Origin of the sequence: Anaerofustis stercorihominis (assembly GCF_024623185.1) — a bacterium.
Taxonomy (GTDB): Bacteria; Bacillota; Clostridia; order Eubacteriales; family Anaerofustaceae; genus Anaerofustis.
Window position 1 is genome coordinate 13,928 of the sequence record NZ_JANJZK010000003.1, and the last position, 18,245, is coordinate 32,172.

The following is an 18,245-nucleotide window of genomic DNA, read 5'->3' on the forward strand; positions in this document are numbered from 1 at the left end:
TTACTCTCCCTTATATTTTTCTATAAGTGCTTTATTAACACATTCAGGAACCATTGTAGAAACATCTCCTCCAAATTCCGCAATCTGTTTAATATTACTTGAAGAAACATATGTATATTCATTACTCGCAACAAAAAATACACTTTCTACTTCCTTGTTTAGCTTTCTGTTTATAGTTGCCATTTGAAACTCATATTCAAAATCCGTCAAGGCTCTAAGTCCTCTTATCAGAATATAAGTATCTTTTATATTGCAGTAATCAGCAATAAGCCCTGTATAAACATCGACCTCAACTCTATCTCCCAAGTCTTCTATACTCTCTTTAAGAAATCTGACTCTTTCGTCAAGTGAAAACAAATGAGACTTTGTGGTATTTTCCATAAGTACCACATATATTTTATCAAAAACTTTCGCCCCTCTTTTGATAATATCAACATGACCGCTGGTGATAGGGTCAAAGCTTCCTGCATATATTGCTTTCTTCATTTAATCCTCCGTAACAAAAAAGTCAATACTTGTAAGAGAATAAGACTTTGTTTTTATATTAACCAATTTTTCAACCGGCTCAAGAGGTATATTCTTATCATGTTCGACAATCAATATCCCATCTTTACATAGTATATCACATTTAACGACATTTTCTATCAAATTTTTCAGTTTTTCATAATTATATGGAGGATCCAAAAATATGACATCAAACTTGTCTTTTGTGGTATTTACAAAGCTTATTGCATCTTTTTTGATTACGGTACTCTGCTCTTCACATTTGGTCTTTTTTATATTTTTCTTTATTAAACGAAAGCTGTCCATATTATTATCTACAAAAATACTTTTTTTACACCCTCTGCTTATAGCTTCTATTCCTATTGCTCCGCTTCCAGAAAATAAATCCAAAAACAAACTATCAGGTATATAAGGCATAATTATATTAAATAAATCTTCTTTAATCCTGTCCGTAGTCGGTCTGACCCTTCTGTCTTTGGGATTTTCCAAATTGGTTCCTCTCATTTTACCTGCTATTACTCTCATTTTTACCTCTAATTCCACGTAATATCTTTTGTAACATTATCATACTTATTTTTTATATATTTTAAATAATTTCTGTTTACCTCATTATCATCATTCAATATTTTATCCATTGCCGTTTTGGATTTATTAAATAACTCACTATTTTCGATTAACTTATATATATTGTATCCTCCCTTGCCGCTTTGTCGGTAACCGAGGATATCTCCGCTTCCTCTGGTTTTTAAATCAAATAATGCAATTTCAAAACCATCGTTATTTTTTGAAAGGAAATTTAATCTTTCAATACTTTTTTTACTAGGATTTTCGCTTAAAAGTATACAGTAAGAATCTTTATTATTTCTTCCAACTCTGCCTCTTAACTGATGAAGAGATGCAAGTCCGAACCTATCCGCACCTTCTATTATTATAAGTGTTGCGTTTTTACTGTCAATCCCCACTTCTATGACACTTGTAGCAATGAGAGCACTTATTGCTCCGTTATAAAAATCTTCCATAATTTTTTCTTTTTCATCTTCATCCATTTTCCCATGTATCAAAGCAGCATTTACATTTTTAAAGTATGTTTTTTTTAGCTTCTTATAAGTTTTTTCCGCAGCCTCTAAATCATCGCTGTCTATTGATGGACATACGATATATACTTGATTGTTTTTAGCTATTTCCTTAAGGGCAAATCTATATATCCTGTCATAATAAGAATAATCCTTATAATATGTCTTTATTTCTTTCCTGCCTCCCGGTTTTTTATCGATAATACTTACGTCCAAATCCTTATATATACTAAGCATAAGTGTTCTTGGAATGGGCGTAGCGCTCATAACAAGAGTATGTACACTCTCTCCTTTTTTATCTAAAAAACCCCTTTGAGCCACACCAAACCTATGCTGTTCATCTATGACCGCCAGTCCGAGATTATTATATTTTACTTTGGAAGAGAACACTGCATGAGTCCCGACTATTATCTTGCTTTCGCCGCACTCAATCCTCTCATAGGCTTCTCTCTTCTCTTTAGCTGTCATTTTGGAATGTAATAATTCAACTTTAACATCAAGTTTATCAAATATCTCTTTTATGCTTTGATAATGCTGCATTGCAAGTATTTTGGTCGGAGCGCAAAAAGCTGCCTGACAACCATTTAATACAGTCAAATATACTGCATATAAAGCAACTACGGTCTTCCCGCTCCCCACATCACCTTGAACCAGCCTGTTCATCTTAACTCCCGATATTAAATCTTCCTCAATCTCTGTTATGACCTTATTTTGTGAGGGAGTTAATTCAAAAGGAATTAACTCCATAAATTTATTTTTATTTATTATTTCAAATATTTCACCCTTTTTACCGAGATTTAAATTTTTATTTAAAATAATAGATAAATTAAATCCGCAGAATTCATCAAATGTCATTCGTTCATTTGCTTTCAAAGTATCTTCCAAAGAATTGGGGATGTGAATATTTTTATATGCATCACTAAGCGAAATAAGACCATATTCCCTCTTTATCTCAAATGGAATATAATCTATGATATCTGCTTTACATAAAGCAGAAGATATAAAGTTTTTAAAATCTTTATTTGTAAGCTTATTTTTTGTAGACAGCGGATAAACCGGATTAAGTCCGTTTTTAATCGAAACATTATCTTCTAACTTTGAATATTTGGGAGATACCATTTCAAAGTAATTCCCATTTTTTTCGACTTTTCCATATAGTTTATACGAAGTATCTTTTTTGAAGTAAGAGGATATATATGGATTATTAAAGAAGGTAGCATAAAAAATACTACCTTCGCTTAAGAATTTTATTTTTGTTATTTTTAAATTTTTTCTAACTATCCTGGTTTTAAGAGCTTCCAGGAAAGTACACTTTACCAAAGCTTTTGTTCCCGGTCTTACTTTATTTATCGAAGTGATATCTCCTACGACTTCGTAAGTCCTGGGATAATAGTCAAGTAAATCTTCTAAAGTATAAATGCCCATACTATTTAAAGCTTGTTCTTTTTTCTCTCCAACGCCCTTTAAATCGCTTAATTTACAACTCATTTTTATTCTACGCTAACAATATAATAATATAAAGGCTGTCCTCCGTATGTTATTTCAACATCCAAGTCAGAATATTTTTCTTCAACCATTTTACCTATTTTTTCAGCTTCGGCTTCTTTTACATCTTCACCGTAATAGATACTTATAAGTTCACTGTCATCATCTACCATTTCATCGATCAAACTTAAGGTCGCTTCACTTATATCTTTTGTATCAGCTACAATATCAGAGCCTAATATACCTAAAATATCACCTTCGGAAATCTTCTTCTCTCCTATGCTCGTATCTCTTACTGCAAAAGTTACTTGCCCTGTTTTGACTTCTTCCATAGCTTCGCTCATGTTTTCTGCATTATCTTCAAGGCTTGAATCAGGTTCAAATACCATTAGGGCTGAAATACATTCAGGAATGGTTCTTGTTTTAACAACTTCGATATTCTTTTCGCTTATATCTTTTGCCTGAGTAGCCGCCATAATAATATTCTTATTATTAGGCATCAATAAATAATTTTTACCGTTGGTGTTATCTATTATATCAAGGAAATCCTGAGTTGAAGGGTTCATTGTCTGACCGCCTTCGATCACATAATCCATACCAAGATCTTTTAAAATTTTACTCATACCGCTTCCCGCAGCGACACCGATAAATATATACTCTTTTTCTTCTGATGAATATTTATTATCTTCTTTTTTATCTTCTTCATTCTTAATGATTATTTCATTATGCTGTTCTCTCATGTTCTCAATTTTAATTTTAGAAAGATCTCCGCATGTAGCAGCCATTTTCATCGCATTCCAAGGGACATTTGTGTGAACATGGATTTTAATGATACCATTATCATGAACAGCAACCAGTGAGTCACCGATAGGAGTCAATTTATCTTTTAATGCCGCCGTTAAGGCACTTTCATATTTTAAATTTTCTTTATGAACTTTTATTAAAAATTCAGTACAGTATCCGTATTTTATATCGGAAGAATCGATTTCAAATCCTTTTACTCCGCTTTCTTCCTTTTCTACTTCTTCAACGTCAATAAATATGACTTCCTCGCCTCTAAGCACCTTTAATGCACCTTCGAATAGACAAAGAAGACCTCTTCCTCCGGCATCTACAACACCTGCTTCTTTTAGAACAGGAAGTAGATTTGGGGTATTTTGAAGAGATTTTTCTCCCGCATCAAGTACATGAGAAACAAATTCTTCGACATTTGAATAACTCTTTCCATGTTCTTTTGCAAACTCATTCATTTCTCTTGCAACGGTAAGTATCGTTCCTTCGGTAGGTTTCATAACCGCTCTGTAAGCCATTTTAGTAGAAAGTTCAAATGCACCGATCAAAGCATCGATATCTATTTCTTTGACATCTTTTAAACCTTTTGCAAATCCTCTGAAAAGCTGAGATAAAATAACACCCGAGTTTCCTCTGGCACCCATAAGAGCACCGCTTGACATGCTTGCGGCAACATCTCCTATTTTATCGCTCGTAACTTTACTCATCTCCTCTACCGCTGTCTTAACGGTAAGAGACATATTCGTTCCGGTATCCCCGTCCGGAACCGGGAAAACATTAAGGTTATTAACCATTTGTTTGTTGTTTTCCAAATTGGCATAAGCGCCTTTTAACACTTTTTTAAACATACTTGCATCTATCATATCCCAAAACCTCGTAGTTATTTTATTGATTAGCTCTTACGCTTTGAACGTGAACGTTGATTTTCTTGATTTTTAGTCCCGTTTGTTTTTCTATATTATATTTTACAGTATCGATCAGATTTTCTGCAACAGTAACAATTTTCACGCCAAATTCAACAATAACGTAAATATCGATAACAAGTCTTCCGTCTTCATCTACTACCTTAACACCTTTTCTAAGGTTTTCCTTTTTTAACAGTTCTATTATCCCGTTGGTAACACTTCTGCTTGCCATACCGACAATACCGAAACATTCCATGGCACAAAGCCCAACCATTTGTTCAATGATTTCCGTAGAGATATTTACATCTCCTATATTATCCGTCATTTTAGCGTACATTAAAATTATCTCCTTAATTAACTATATTTATCTTTATTATATCATAATAAGATTTTAAAAAAATAGCTTTTGTCATTTTTTTATTATTTCCAAAAGGTAATATATCATAACCAAAACAATTTAACAACAAAAAAGAAGAGGTTTACTCTTCTTTTTTAACAAATTAATTTTTATTTCACTAATTTTTGAACATCAAATATGTAATTAACAACTATAAGAAGTGAAATAAGTGTTGGAATATGAGGAAGGAATATTTTAAAGAATTCCGTCACTTCAAGTTTAACGAGTTTAACACTTCTTCTTCTTCTCGGTAAATCTTCTTCCATAAGCTGAGTTGCAATAATAGCATATATAAATACTATATATATTATCAGCATTCCGGTTACGGTAAAGCTTAAACCCGTTGATCCGCCAAGTATTGCACCAAGACCGGTATTCATTAACTTATATAATTTAGGAAATTCATAAAAAACAGCTCCCAGTATATTTATGATACCTAACAGCATAAGCAGATAAACGAATGTATTGATCCTTCCATATCTTCTGTCTTCGATACTTTTTATTGTCCCATATCTTACTTTGGCATACAAATAGCTTCTAAGTGCCAAACATCCAAGACAAAGGAGCATCGCGATAGTAAAGTAAATATATAGATTTTTAAGCATATCCATTTGAGCGGCAGTTAGTGTTCCTATAGTACTGGGTCTTAAAAACAAAAATAATGAAAGAAAAATAACTACTCCGTAAAACAAACTTGATTCTTTTAAAAATTTCTTCATAAATTAGACTCCGTTTTATAAAATATCTTAACTATTATATAATAAATTCTGATTTAATCAAATATTATATTAAAAATATCCGATTAAATTCTAAATTAATACACATAGTCCTTATTTTAAAGAAAAATTATTAAATAATAACTATGTCAAAATGTTCCAAGTAATTACATAATGTCTTATTTTTCAATTATTACCGCTCCTTTTTATCGGCAAATTTAAAGTTAAAATACATATACCCAAATGTCCTTCTTAAAAGCATTAAAAAAGTTTAAAATACGGGCTTTTATGAGCTAAAACACTAGCAAAAAAGAGCAATATATGCTATAATATTTTTATAAAACCTAAAGGGGTTTTTTTATATGTATATAGAAAATATTGAGATCACAAATTTTAGGAATATAAATAAAATAAATACTTCCTTCAATAAAAAGTATAATATTTTTTATGGGAAAAATGCACAGGGCAAAACTAATTTTTTAGAAGCCCTTTCTTTAACTTTAAACGGGATGTCTCACAGGGAGAAAAATACTCTGAACTTCATCAAAAAAGGTAAAGAATACTCTGAAATATCGGCAAAAGTAATAAAAGAAGATGATATTGATACTATTATAAAATGTATCATAAAAGATAAAAGAAAATATGAAATCAATTCTTCTCCCGTAAAAAGCAGGACAGAACTTTTAAGAGAATATAATCTTATAATGTTCACTCCGGAAGATTTAAAAATCATAAAAGGATACCCCGCTGACAGAAGAAAATTTTTGAATGAAAGTATAAGCCATATATTCCCGAGTTATCACAGCGCTCTAAGGAAATACAATAAAGCACTTAAACAGAGAAATGCTATCCTTAGGGATTATTCGAAGAGGAACATAGCATCCAGCTTACTTGAAGTTTACGATGAAACTTTATATACCATCGGAAGCGATATAATAAAGATTAGGATAAACGTACTAAAAAAAATAGAAAAAATTACTAATGAATTAAATAAGGAAGTAAGCAAAGATGAGGAAGTCAGATTTTTTTATTCTTCAAATGTACTTGAAAATGCAAAAGATTTAAAAGATATAAAAAGCTTATACAAAAAAGCATTAAAAAATGCCAGAAATGATGACCTTATGAAAGGGACAACAACTATCGGCATTCACCATGATGATATAAATATATTTCTCAATGACCTTGATACAAAAAAATTTGCATCCCAAGGTCAGCAAAGAAGTATTTCACTATGCATGAAATTATCTTTAATAAAATTATTATATGATAAATTCGATGATTATCCTATCGTCTTACTGGACGATGTGATGAGTGATTTAGACAAATTCAGACAAAAACAAATCTTAAACTTAATTAAGGACACACAATCATTTATAACTTGTGTCAATTACTCTTTTTTGGAAGATATAGATGATTATAAAATATATAAAATAGAAAAAGGGAATTTAATAGGAGGTAAATAGTGGCTAAACAAAATAGCAATTACGATGCTAGTAAAATCAAAGTATTAGAAGGCTTGGAAGCCGTTAGAAAAAGACCCGGAATGTATATCGGCAGCACCGGGGAAAAGGGACTTCATCACTTAGTTTACGAAATAGTAGATAACAGTGTGGACGAAGCTTTAGCCGGATTCTGTAAAAATATAGTTGTTACCATAGGTGAAGGTGACACGATAACAGTAGAGGATGACGGTAGAGGTATCCCTACCGGAATGAATGAAAAATATAAAAAATCCGCGGTGGAAATAGCACTTACAATGCTTCATGCCGGAGGTAAATTCGACTCTGGTACATATAAGGTTTCCGGAGGTCTTCATGGTGTTGGGGTATCCGTAGTTAATGCTCTTTCCGAACATTTAACCGTAAATGTCTATCAAAACGGACAAGTTTACGAGCAAAAATATGAAAGAGGAAAACCTATGACGGGACTTGAAGTCGTAGGAAAAACAAAAAAAACAGGTACAACTGTCTTCTTTAAACCCGACGGAGAAATATTCAGTGAGCTTGTCTTCAATTATGATACTCTAAAACATAGGATAAGAGAACTGGCTTTCTTAAATAAAGGTCTTAATATAACATTAAAAGATACAAGAGAAGGCAAAGATCAGGAAGAATCTTTTCACTACGAAGGCGGTATCATCGAATTTGTAGATTATGCAAACAGAGGCAAAGAAAAATTAACACCTGAAGTAATTTACTTCGAAAAAGAAAGCGATGTATGCATGCTGGAAGTTGCAATGCAGTTTTCCACAAGCTACTCCGAAAGTATTTATTCATTTGCCAACAATATAAATACTGTTGAAGGCGGTATGCATGTAAATGGATTTAAAACAGCTTTGACTAGAAGTATAAATGCTTATGCGAGAAAATATAACATACTTAAAGACAACGAAGAAAACCTATCCGGAGATGATATCAGAGAAGGTCTTTGCGTAGTAATAAGTGTAAAACTTGCAGACCCTGAATTCGAAGGACAAACAAAAACAAAACTCGGTAATCCTGAAGTAAGAGGATATGTAGATACCACTGTAGGAGATAATATTTCATCTTATCTTGAAGAACATCCTCCTGTAGCCAAAATAATCGTTGAAAAAGCGTTGACTGCACAAAGAGCAAGAAAAGCAGCAAGAAAAGCCAAAGACTTGGTAAGAAGAAAAAGTGTACTTGAAAGTACAGCTCTTCCGGGTAAACTTGCGGACTGCAGGGAAAAAGACCCTTCTAAATGTGAAATATATATAGTCGAAGGGGATTCGGCGGGCGGTAGTGCAAAGCTTGGGAGAAACTCAAAGACACAAGCTATCTTGCCTCTTAGAGGTAAGATACTTAACGTTGAAAAAGCAAGACTGGATAGGATTTTAAATACAGACACCATTCGTTCAATGATCACTGCTTTCGGTACGGGAATATCCGAAGAATTCAACATCGAAAAAGCAAGATATCATAAAATCGTAATCATGACCGATGCCGATGTCGACGGTGCTCATATCAGAACATTATTACTTACTTTCTTCTATCGTTACATGAGAGGACTTATCGATGCGGGATATGTCTATATCGCACAACCGCCTCTATATAAACTAGAAAAACAAAAGAAAGTATGGTACTTATACTCGGATGAACAGCTTGAAGAAAAGCTTCAGGAAATAGGAAGAGATAAAATAGGTCTTCAAAGGTACAAAGGTCTTGGAGAAATGAACGGTGAGCAGCTTTGGGATACAACGATGAACCCTGAAAACAGAACTCTCCTTCAGGTAAGTATTGATGACGCCGCATATGCAGATGAAATATTCTCTATTTTAATGGGAGACCAAGTACAGCCTAGAAAAGACTTCATAACCGAAAACGCAAGAAAGGTTCAAAACCTAGATATATAGGAGGTATAAAGAATGGCAAAAAAAGAAGAAATTCAAGATATACATGGTAAGATTGAAGACAGAGATATAGTCGAAGAAATGCAGACCTCTTATATAGATTATGCCATGAGCGTAATCGTCGGAAGAGCTCTTCCGGATGTAAGAGACGGTTTAAAACCGGTACATAGAAGGATATTATATGCTATGTCGGAACTTAATCTGACATATGACAAACCTTACAGAAAAAGTGCCAGAATCGTCGGGGATACAATGGGTAAGTATCACCCTCACGGTGACAGTTCCATATACGATGCAATGGTTAGACTCGCACAAGATTTCTCAACAAGATATCCACTTGTAGACGGACACGGTAACTTCGGTTCAATAGACGGTGACAGCCAAGCTGCTATGCGTTACACCGAAGCTAAGATGACTAAGATGACAGGTGAAATGCTTAGGGATATAGGAAAAGAAACCGTCGACTATGCACCTAACTTTGACGAAACATTAAAAGAACCATTAGTGCTTCCAAGTAGATTTCCTAATTTACTTGTAAATGGTTCAAACGGTATAGCAGTAGGTATGGCGACAAACATCCCTCCTCACAATTTAAGAGAAGTCGTGGAAGCTATAATAGCTTTGATAGAAGATCCAAATATAGAAATTAATGATTTGATCAAATATGTCAAGGGACCGGACTTCCCTACCGGCGGTATCATAATGGGTAAAACCGGAATCTATAATGCTTATACTACAGGCAGAGGAAGAATCAAACTCAGAAGTAAAACTCATATAGAGGAAATAAGCAAAACAAGACAAAGGATAGTAGTAACAGAAATACCTTATATGGTAAACAAAGCCAAAATGGTTGAAAAAATCGCTGATTTGGTTAGAGATAAGAAAGTAGTGGGTATATCGGATATCAGAGATGAATCCGACAGGAACGGAATAAGAGTTTGTATAGATTTAAGAAAAGACGTAAATGCTTCTATAATCTTAAATCAGTTATATAAGTATACACAGCTCCAGGATACCTTCAGCGTAATAAATCTTGCACTTGTAGATAACCAACCTAAAGTACTAAACTTAAAAGAAATATTAGTACATTATTTAAACCACCAAAAAGATATAATCGTAAGAAGGACTGAATATGATTTAAAGAAGGCAAAAGCCAGAGCACATATAGTTGAAGGTCTTCTTATCGCTCTCGATAATATAGATGAAATAATCAAAATCATAAGAGCAAGTTATAATGACGCTGAAGAAAAATTAATGGAAAGATTTGATCTTTCCGAAGTTCAGGCAAAAGCTATAGTCGATATGAGACTTAGAAGACTGCAGGGCTTAGAGAGAGAAAAACTTGAAAACGAATATGCGGAACTTCTTAAAACAATCGAATACTTGGAAAGCGTTCTTGCAAGTGACGAACTTGTAATGAGTATCATCAAAGAAGAACTTACCGAAATAAAAGATAAGTACGGGGACGAAAGAAGAACAGCTTTTGAAGTAGACGATGAAGACTTCGACATGGAAGATCTGATTGAAGAAGAAGACATCGTAGTTACAATAACTCATGTCGGATACGTGAAGAGGCTTCCAGCAAGCACTTATAAGACTCAAAAGAGGGGCGGAAAAGGTGTTACGGCTCTTTCTACAAGAGAAAATGACTTCGTTAAACACTTATTCTTTACAACAACACATCACTATATAATGTTCTTTACAAACAAAGGTAAAGTTTACAGACTCAAAGGTTATGAAATCCCTGACGCTTCGAGAATAGCTAAAGGTACGGCTATAGTTAACCTCCTTGCACTTGACCCGGGAGAAAAAATAACCGCAGTTATACCTATAAAAGAATTCAAAGATGATGAATATCTCGTTATGGCAACCAGAAACGGAGTATTTAAAAAGACAAGCCTAACTGAATACGACTCATCAAGAAAAAATGGTATAGTAGCAATCAACCTTGCGGAAGACGATGAGCTCATCGGAGTATCATTAACAGACGGCAACCAAAACATAATCCTTGGAACACATAAAGGTCTCGCTATCAAGTTCAACGAGGCAGATGTAAGAGCTATCGGAAGAGTTTCCAAAGGCGTTAAAGGTATAAGCCTAAAAGAAGATGATCATCTTATAGGAATGGATATAGCCACAGATAATGCTTATGTACTATCTGTTACAGAAAAAGGTTACGGAAAAATAACAAAAACTAACTTATATCCTACACAAGGAAGAGCGGGAAAAGGTGTCCTTAACTATAAAGTCACAAAGAAAACCGGAGAACTTGCCGGCATGTGCGTAATAGAGAAAGAAAAAGACGATATCATGGTTATAAGTATAGACGGAACCGTTATAAGAATAGACACAAGCGGGATTTCTCAAATGGGCAGAAGTACATCCGGTGTAAAAGTTATGACTCTTGATGAAGACGTAAATATTTCAACTATTGCTAAAGTCCCTTCTCAGGACGAAGAATTAGATGATCCTGATGAAGAATAATTAGGAGATGAATAAAATGGATTATAATGAAAGTATAAAAAAAGTTAACAAACAAAAAATACTTACAACTATCGACGCTCTTAAAAGAAACAACATGGACGCAAGATATTTTGAAAGCAAAGAAGAGTTATTAAACGCTGTTAAAGAAATGGTACCGGAAGGTTCTACTACTGCCCTGGGAGGCAGTTACACGATCAAGCAAATTGACGGACTAACGGAACTTATAAAGAGCTATGATTTTAAAGATAGAAAAAAAGAAGGCTCTACAAAAGAAGAGAAAAGACAAATTGCAATGGAAGCAAATTTTGTGGATTACTATTTCATGAGTTCTAACGCTATAACAGTAAAGGGAGAACTATATAATGTTGACGGAACGGGAAACAGGGTTTCTTCACTTATATACGGACCTGATAATGTAGTTATAATTGCAAGTCCCAATAAAATAGTATCTGATGTAGACGCAGCCATAGACAGAGTAAAAGAACAAACTGCTCCGATGAACTGCGAGAGACTCGATATGGATACGCCATGCAGGAAATTAGGCAGATGTGCAAACTGCAGAAGCATGGATAAGATTTGCATATTCTATACACTTACAGGTTTTCAAAGAAACAAAGACAGAATAAAAGTATTCTTCGTAAACGATGATAATTTAGGATTATAAAAACAAAAAAGACCTTTTGTAAGGTCTTTTTTATTACCACTTATATCGTATATAATAGTTTTTGGACATTAACAGAATATTATCATAAATTTATATTTACCATATATCATTATTAAGCTTGAAACTATTTATTTTATAAAATATAAATATATTAATTTTCATCTTTAACAAATAAAAAAAGACCCTTAGGCCTTTAATTTATATTAAAACTATTTTTTACATCATTCCAGCTTTTACCGGCATATGATAAATCAATATTCTTATAATCCAAAAAACTCTGTAGCCTTAAGTCATTACCGGATTTATATAATTTCATTTGTGCAAATTCATACTCCGGCTTTTCTCCGTTTTGCCAATCGGAAGTATCATAACTTACCAAAAGTGTAATGTCATTGCCTTTTTTTTGAATACTGCTTACATGACCGCTGTAATTTAGACTGTCCCCTGTCTTACCAAAAGAATAACTGGCTCTTCCGTAATTATCATAAAAACTTAGTACCAGATTTTTACTTTTATTGATGTACTTTCCTTCAATTCCCTTTATTTTTTCTATTGCGGCATAAGGTCTTATTACCTTTATATACATATTCTTTACTGATTTATTGCCGCTGGAATCTTCGGCAGTAACTTTTATACTATATTTTCCTATTTTTGTAGTATTAACATTTCCTTCTACTTTTATTTTATCCTCAGAAAGTTTTCCATCTATATTATCTTCAGCCTCAATAAATTTAGTTATATTAAATTTACTTTTAAAAGGAACGCTGAGTATATCTAATTCTTTTATTATCGGAGGAGTCGTATCAATCACATTAAAATCAACTTTTACCTCTTCTTTATCTGTACTTCCTTTTTCCCTTAATATGTAACTTATTGTTTTTTTACCAACTTGTAAACAGTTTACATCCTTATTTAAAGGTTCTATCACATAAGTATCTTTATATTTATCTTTTAATTTAACTAACCCGGAAACATCTACGTTTTTTCCTGCTTCAATATTTTTGTTTACTATTGATATTTTCTCTTTCCCATCATTTCTAAAACCGATGAATATTAATAAAATCAAACAAATTACAATTATTCCTATAATTAGTTTTTTATTATTATTCATAAAATCCTTTATGTCCATAGTTTATTTTCACCTATTATTAAATATTAAATTTCTAATTCCGTCTATTAATTATATAAAATTACAGAACCCAAAATTTATTTTAATTATAATCAATAAATATATCACATATTGTCAAATTACTAAATAGAAACTATAAAATTGAATTTTTACTCATCTAACTTTCTAATAACATTTTTTAACTCCCTTGGGAGATCACATTTAAATGTTTTATCAAATTCAATCAATTCCTTATATTTTTCACTATATTTTAATGTCACTTTATAACAATGAAGAAAGTGTCTATTTAATTTAAAATTATTTTCATTAATAGCTTGTTTGGATTTGTTATATTTTTTGTCTCCGACTACAGGAAAACCTAATTTATCAAGCTGTGAACGGATTTGGTGAGTTTTACCCGTAATAAGTTTTACCTCAAGCAAAGTATAATCTTCATATTTCTTTTTTATATTAAAATTTGCACTTACTTCAAAAGAACCTTCAGCCTTTTCACTGCTAAGAATTAATTTATTTTCTTTATTGTCCTTAATACCATAATGAGTAATTATACCTTCTCTGTTAAAATTACCGTGTACTAAAGTCAAATATCTCTTATCGATCAATTTATTTTTAGACATCTCGTTTAAAAGCATTAAAGCTCTTCTATTTTTCCCCGCAAGCACTATCCCGCTTGTATTTAAATCAAGCCTTGTAACAATACCTGTAGAATTTGTATTTAAATAGCTTATAAGCATACTCACAATATCTTCTTTATCGCTGCCATTACCCTGAGAAAGTACTCCCGCAGGCTTATTAATAAGTACGATATTTTTATCTTCGTATATGATATTTAAATTATTAATACTTACTTTACTATGTAGATTATCTTCTTTAAATACTTCGTCAGATAAAAAGAACTGGACTTTATCCAGTTTCTTGGTTCTATAACTGCCTTCCTGCTTTTTCCCGTTGACTTTAATAAATTTCTTTCTTAACAGTTTTTGGATTTCGCCCTTTGAAAGGACTGTTACTTTGGATATAAATCTATCAAGTCTCATATCCATAAATTCTTCGTTTATGATTAATTCCTTCATTTTATTCTTCTGTTACACCTTTAAATCCTTCTCCGAGAACTTCACTGACTTCAGCCAATATTACAAATGCTTCAGGGTCGATATCAGAAATAAGTTCTCTTAAAACAGCAACTTCCATTCTGCTTACAACACATAACAAAATATCCTTATCTTCATTACTGTATCCGCCCTTTGCCTTAATAAAAGTAACACCTCTGTCAAGTGTTTCAAATATAGCATTTCTTATGCCTATAGGGTCTGAAGTAAAAATATAAAAAGCCTTAGTATAGCTTGTCCCTTCTTGAATAAAGTCGATAACTTTCGTTGCAATAAATATATTTATTCCGGAATACACCATTATTTCAAAGTTTCTAAAAGCGATACCTGCAATAAGCACAACCAGACCGTCCAACATCAAAATCAAATTACCCATAGTAAAATGCGGAAATCTCTTCTGAATTAAAAGAGCCAATAATTCAGTCCCACCGGTAGTTCCTTTGAATTTAAACAGAAGTCCTACACCGACACCAAAAACTATACCTCCGAAAACCGAGGCTAAAAATAAATCATTGGTAATATTAAATTTACCTGTCATTAAATCTATGAAAAATGAAAATGCAAAAGTCCCGTAAAGAGTTTTAAAAAAATTAATGGCACCCATATCTTTATAAAGTATTACAAAAAGAGGAATGCACATTATAAAAGAAACGGCTCCGACCGGAGCCCCTGTAAATGAATAAATGACAGTGGCAAGCCCTGAAAATCCGCCCGGAGCAATATCAAGAGGAATACAAAATGCGGCAAATGCAAACGCCATAATCATGCATGCAAGTGTTACAAAAAACATGTCCACTAAAAATTTAAATATATTGCCCTTTTTCAAACCTTTTTCCATATCAAGCCTCTGTCATTTCTGTTATATTTTATATTTATTATTAGTTGATTTTATACAAAATACCTCTTGAAGCATCTAAAGTAACTTTTTCTTTATCTTCATAGCCTTCAAAAGATTCCACACCAACCAATGTAGGGATATCAAGCCCCTTTAATTTCATTTCTACTTCATTAGGAAAAGCCTTTTCGCTGTATACAACACCGCCTGCTTTTTCTACCAAGTCCATAGCTTTTGAATCAAGAGAAGTTAATGCTAAAATTTCTCCGTCTTTAAAGTCAGATAATCCTTTAGTATAAATTCTTAAACCTCTGTTTTTAATTCTTCCGCCAATCAGTCCGGCACCTTTAAGTACATGTTCTCCTACAGTTTCAATCCTTATAGAGTTAGTAGTGCCTTTAACACCAAGAGGAATACCTGCGGTTATAACTACCATATCCCCGTTTTGAACGTGGAAATGATCCTTTGCACTCTTTATGATTGTCTTATAAAGTAATTCTACATCCGAGAATACATCGATCTTATAAGCTTCTACACCCCAAACAAGAGATAATCTTCTTTGTACATATTCTTTATCAGTATAAGCGACTATATCACAGTTAGGTCTGTATTTTGAAATCCTTCTTGCTGTATAACCTGAACTTGTAGGTGTAAGTATCGCTTTTGCATTAAGTGAATCCGCAATCTGAACGGTAGATAAACTTACTGCACTTGTCATACTTTGGTCATTTATATATTTGCTTCTGGTTCTGAAATCGCTGGCTAATTTTCCTTCCGCCGATTCAGCGATTATACCCATTGTTTGTACAGCTTCAATAGGATATTTACCTGCAGCGGTCTCTCCCGATAACATTATTGCATCCGTACCGTCAAAAATAGCATTAAAAACGTCTGTTACTTCGGCTCTTGTTGCTCTTGGGTTATTTATCATACTGTCAAGCATTTGCGTAGCGGTAATAACCGGTTTACCTACGTAATTACATTTCTTGATAATATCCTTTTGAACTATAGGAACTTCTTCAGCAGGGATTTCAACTCCAAGGTCACCTCTTGCAACCATTATCCCGTCACTGGCTTCAATGATTTCATCTATATTGTCAACACCTTGTCTGTTTTCAATCTTAGAAATGATATGAATATCTTCTCCGCCGTTATTATTAAGGACTTCTCTTATAGCAAAAACATCTTCTTTACTTCTTATAAAAGAAGCAGCTACAAAATCAACATCATTTTTGATACCAAATAATAAGTCATTTGTATCTTTTTCAGTAAGAGCGGGAAGCTTGATATTAACTCCCGGGATATTTATACTCTTATGATTTTTAACGGGACCGCCGTTATCTACTCTAAGAATTACATCTTTACCTTTGATTTCTCTAACGGTTAACTTTATTAGACCATCGTCTATAAGTACTACATCGCCTTTTTTAAGCTCTTCTGCCAAATGATCATATGTTGTAGAACATTTATTTTCGTCTCCAAGTTCATCTCCGACAGTAAGAGTAAACATACTGCCTTCTTTTAAAAACACACCGCCGTCTTTAAACTTTTTAGTTCTGATTTCAGGACCTTTTGTATCAAGCAAAATAGCTATTGGCTGATTTAATTTTTGTCTGATTTCTTTGATAGTATCAATTCTTCCCTGATGTTCTTCATAGTCACCGTGAGAAAAATTAAGTCTTGCTACATTCATTCCGGATGCGATTAAATGAGTCAATATCTTTTTATCTTCACTCGCAGGACCTATTGTACAAACAATTTTTGTTTTTTTCATAATTTATGATTATCTCCTATTTCAAATCTATATTATATTGCAATCATTTCTGCAATTCTTTTAGCTTCTTCATCAATACTGTATGGCATAGATAATGCTTCTTCGATTTCCATATCTAAAAATCTTCCGTGCTGATAACACATACATCTGTTTGTCTTACCATCTTTTAAACATTCAACTGCCATCGCTCCCATTTTACTGGCAAGCATTCTGTCAAATGCAGACGGAGAACCGCCCCTTTGGATATAACCAAGGTTTGTGCCTCTTGTAGTAACTCCCGAGTATTTTTCAATAACATCACAGAATTCTTCATAGTGTCCTACGCCTTCAGCCAATATTACCAATCCGTAATATTTACCGAGAGCAAAACCTTTTTTTATCCTGTCACAAACAACATCCAAATTAAGTTCTTTTTCAGGTATCAAGATAGCTTCCGCACCGGCTGCAATTCCCGCATATAAAGCTATAAAACCACTGTTACGACCCATAACTTCTACTACATTTACTCTGTTATGAGAAGAGGATGTGTCTCTAATTTTATTTATCGCGTCTACTGCTGTATTGACAGCAGTATCAAAACCGATAGAATACTCCGTACACGATATATCATTATCTATTGTTCCCGGAATCCCTATTACATTAATTCCCGCTCTGCTTAGTTTTTGTGCTCCTCGGTAAGAACCGTCTCCGCCGATAACTACCAAACCTTCAATACCGTGTTTATGTAATGTATTGACTGCTTTATTTAAACCTTCGTCGGTTTTCATTTCCAAGCATCTTGCAGAACGAAGGAATGTACCGCCTCTTTGGATTTTATCCGATACTGAGTATTCATCCAGCTTTTCCAAATCATCTTCAATAAGTCCTTTATATCCTTGATAAACTCCATAAACTTCAAAACCATAGTATATCCCGGCACGAACAACGGCCCTTATAGCCGCATTCATTCCGGGTGCGTCGCCGCCGCTAGTTAAAACTGCTATTTTTTTCACTTCTGTATTCTCCTTT

General features: G+C 33.2%; 15 protein-coding genes. 4 read left to right on the forward strand and 11 right to left on the reverse strand.

Annotated features, from left to right (window positions below; all coding sequences use genetic code 11):
• From coaD to NSA01_RS02595, 6 genes are all read right to left on the reverse strand, one after another.
• Entirely contained in the window at positions 1-486 is a 486-nt protein-coding gene (gene coaD / locus NSA01_RS02570; protein WP_257479952.1) for a pantetheine-phosphate adenylyltransferase, read from the reverse strand.
• Positions 487-1,029 carry a 16S rRNA (guanine(966)-N(2))-methyltransferase RsmD gene (rsmD, locus tag NSA01_RS02575; RefSeq protein WP_257479953.1) on the reverse strand — a complete coding sequence of 181 codons (543 nt, stop codon included), beginning with the start codon at positions 1,027-1,029 and terminating at the stop codon, positions 487-489. It lies immediately after the preceding gene.
• Positions 1,030-1,037: 8 nt separating this feature from the next.
• Entirely contained in the window at positions 1,038-3,065 is a 2,028-nt protein-coding gene (gene recG / locus NSA01_RS02580) for an ATP-dependent DNA helicase RecG (protein ID WP_257479954.1), read from the reverse strand.
• Positions 3,066-3,067: 2 nt separating this feature from the next.
• On the reverse strand, positions 3,068-4,717 hold the full coding sequence (locus NSA01_RS02585) for a DAK2 domain-containing protein (RefSeq protein WP_257479955.1): 1,650 nt from the start codon (positions 4,715-4,717) through the stop codon (positions 3,068-3,070).
• Positions 4,718-4,739: 22 nt separating this feature from the next.
• Positions 4,740-5,096, reverse strand: a complete 357-nt coding sequence (locus NSA01_RS02590) for an Asp23/Gls24 family envelope stress response protein (RefSeq protein ID WP_257479956.1) — start codon at positions 5,094-5,096, stop codon at positions 4,740-4,742.
• A gap of 170 nt (positions 5,097-5,266) precedes the next feature.
• Positions 5,267-5,875 carry a hypothetical protein gene (locus NSA01_RS02595; protein WP_257479957.1) on the reverse strand — a complete coding sequence of 203 codons (609 nt, stop codon included), beginning with the start codon at positions 5,873-5,875 and terminating at the stop codon, positions 5,267-5,269.
• 359 nt (positions 5,876-6,234) lie between these two features.
• Here NSA01_RS02595 and recF point away from each other — a divergent pair, with 359 nt between their 5' ends.
• From recF to NSA01_RS02615, 4 genes are read left to right on the forward strand one after another with little or no spacing between them, the layout of a single operon-like run.
• Positions 6,235-7,335 carry a DNA replication/repair protein RecF gene (gene recF / locus NSA01_RS02600; protein WP_257479958.1) on the forward strand — a complete coding sequence of 367 codons (1,101 nt, stop codon included), beginning with the start codon at positions 6,235-6,237 and terminating at the stop codon, positions 7,333-7,335.
• A complete protein-coding gene (gene gyrB / locus NSA01_RS02605) occupies positions 7,335-9,245 on the forward strand; it encodes a DNA topoisomerase (ATP-hydrolyzing) subunit B (protein WP_257479959.1) in 1,911 nt (636 codons plus the stop codon). Before recF ends, gyrB begins: the two co-directional genes overlap by 1 nt.
• Positions 9,246-9,257: 12 nt before the next feature.
• Entirely contained in the window at positions 9,258-11,726 is a 2,469-nt protein-coding gene (gyrA, locus tag NSA01_RS02610; protein WP_257479960.1) for a DNA gyrase subunit A, read from the forward strand.
• Between the two features lie 16 nt (positions 11,727-11,742).
• The gene (locus NSA01_RS02615) at positions 11,743-12,390 is read left to right on the forward strand and encodes a lactate utilization protein (RefSeq protein WP_257479961.1); all 648 of its coding nucleotides are present in this window, start codon (positions 11,743-11,745) and stop codon (positions 12,388-12,390) included.
• Positions 12,391-12,583: 193 nt separating this feature from the next.
• Here NSA01_RS02615 and NSA01_RS02620 read toward each other — a convergent pair whose 3' ends face one another.
• From NSA01_RS02620 to pfkA, 5 genes are all read right to left on the reverse strand, one after another.
• Positions 12,584-13,519: a DUF5011 domain-containing protein gene (locus NSA01_RS02620; RefSeq protein ID WP_257479962.1), complete on the reverse strand. Its 936-nt coding sequence runs from the start codon at positions 13,517-13,519 to the stop codon at positions 12,584-12,586.
• A 149-nt stretch (positions 13,520-13,668) separates the two neighbouring features.
• Positions 13,669-14,592: an RluA family pseudouridine synthase gene (locus NSA01_RS02625; protein ID WP_257479963.1), complete on the reverse strand. Its 924-nt coding sequence runs from the start codon at positions 14,590-14,592 to the stop codon at positions 13,669-13,671.
• A 1-nt stretch (position 14,593) separates the two neighbouring features.
• Complete coding sequence (locus NSA01_RS02630; protein ID WP_257479964.1) at positions 14,594-15,466, reverse strand: YitT family protein; 873 nt, start codon at positions 15,464-15,466, stop codon at positions 14,594-14,596.
• A 40-nt stretch (positions 15,467-15,506) separates the two neighbouring features.
• Entirely contained in the window at positions 15,507-17,237 is a 1,731-nt protein-coding gene (gene pyk, locus NSA01_RS02635) for a pyruvate kinase (protein ID WP_257479965.1), read from the reverse strand.
• Between the two features lie 32 nt (positions 17,238-17,269).
• Complete coding sequence (gene pfkA / locus NSA01_RS02640; protein ID WP_007050750.1) at positions 17,270-18,229, reverse strand: 6-phosphofructokinase; 960 nt, start codon at positions 18,227-18,229, stop codon at positions 17,270-17,272.
• Between the last annotated feature and the right edge of the window lie 16 nt (positions 18,230-18,245).

Bases quoted from the DNA above. Each gene is read 5' to 3' on its own strand.
- NSA01_RS02590 (WP_257479956.1), bottom strand. From the start codon at position 5,096: ATGTACGCTAAAATGACGGATAATATAGGAGATGTAAATATCTCTACG.
- NSA01_RS02615 (WP_257479961.1), top strand. From the start codon at position 11,743: ATGGATTATAATGAAAGTATAAAAAAAGTTAACAAACAAAAAATACTT.
- NSA01_RS02630 (WP_257479964.1), bottom strand. From the start codon at position 15,466: ATGGAAAAAGGTTTGAAAAAGGGCAATATATTTAAATTTTTAGTGGAC.
- pyk (WP_257479965.1), bottom strand. From the start codon at position 17,237: ATGAAAAAAACAAAAATTGTTTGTACAATAGGTCCTGCGAGTGAAGAT.
- NSA01_RS02595 (WP_257479957.1), bottom strand. From the start codon at position 5,875: ATGAAGAAATTTTTAAAAGAATCAAGTTTGTTTTACGGAGTAGTTATT.
- gyrA (WP_257479960.1), top strand. From the start codon at position 9,258: ATGGCAAAAAAAGAAGAAATTCAAGATATACATGGTAAGATTGAAGAC.
- NSA01_RS02625 (WP_257479963.1), bottom strand. From the start codon at position 14,592: ATGAAGGAATTAATCATAAACGAAGAATTTATGGATATGAGACTTGAT.
- coaD (WP_257479952.1), bottom strand. From the start codon at position 486: ATGAAGAAAGCAATATATGCAGGAAGCTTTGACCCTATCACCAGCGGT.
- recG (WP_257479954.1), bottom strand. From the start codon at position 3,065: ATGAGTTGTAAATTAAGCGATTTAAAGGGCGTTGGAGAGAAAAAAGAA.
- NSA01_RS02585 (WP_257479955.1), bottom strand. From the start codon at position 4,717: ATGATAGATGCAAGTATGTTTAAAAAAGTGTTAAAAGGCGCTTATGCC.
- rsmD (WP_257479953.1), bottom strand. From the start codon at position 1,029: ATGAGAGTAATAGCAGGTAAAATGAGAGGAACCAATTTGGAAAATCCC.
- recF (WP_257479958.1), top strand. From the start codon at position 6,235: ATGTATATAGAAAATATTGAGATCACAAATTTTAGGAATATAAATAAA.
- NSA01_RS02620 (WP_257479962.1), bottom strand. From the start codon at position 13,519: ATGGACATAAAGGATTTTATGAATAATAATAAAAAACTAATTATAGGA.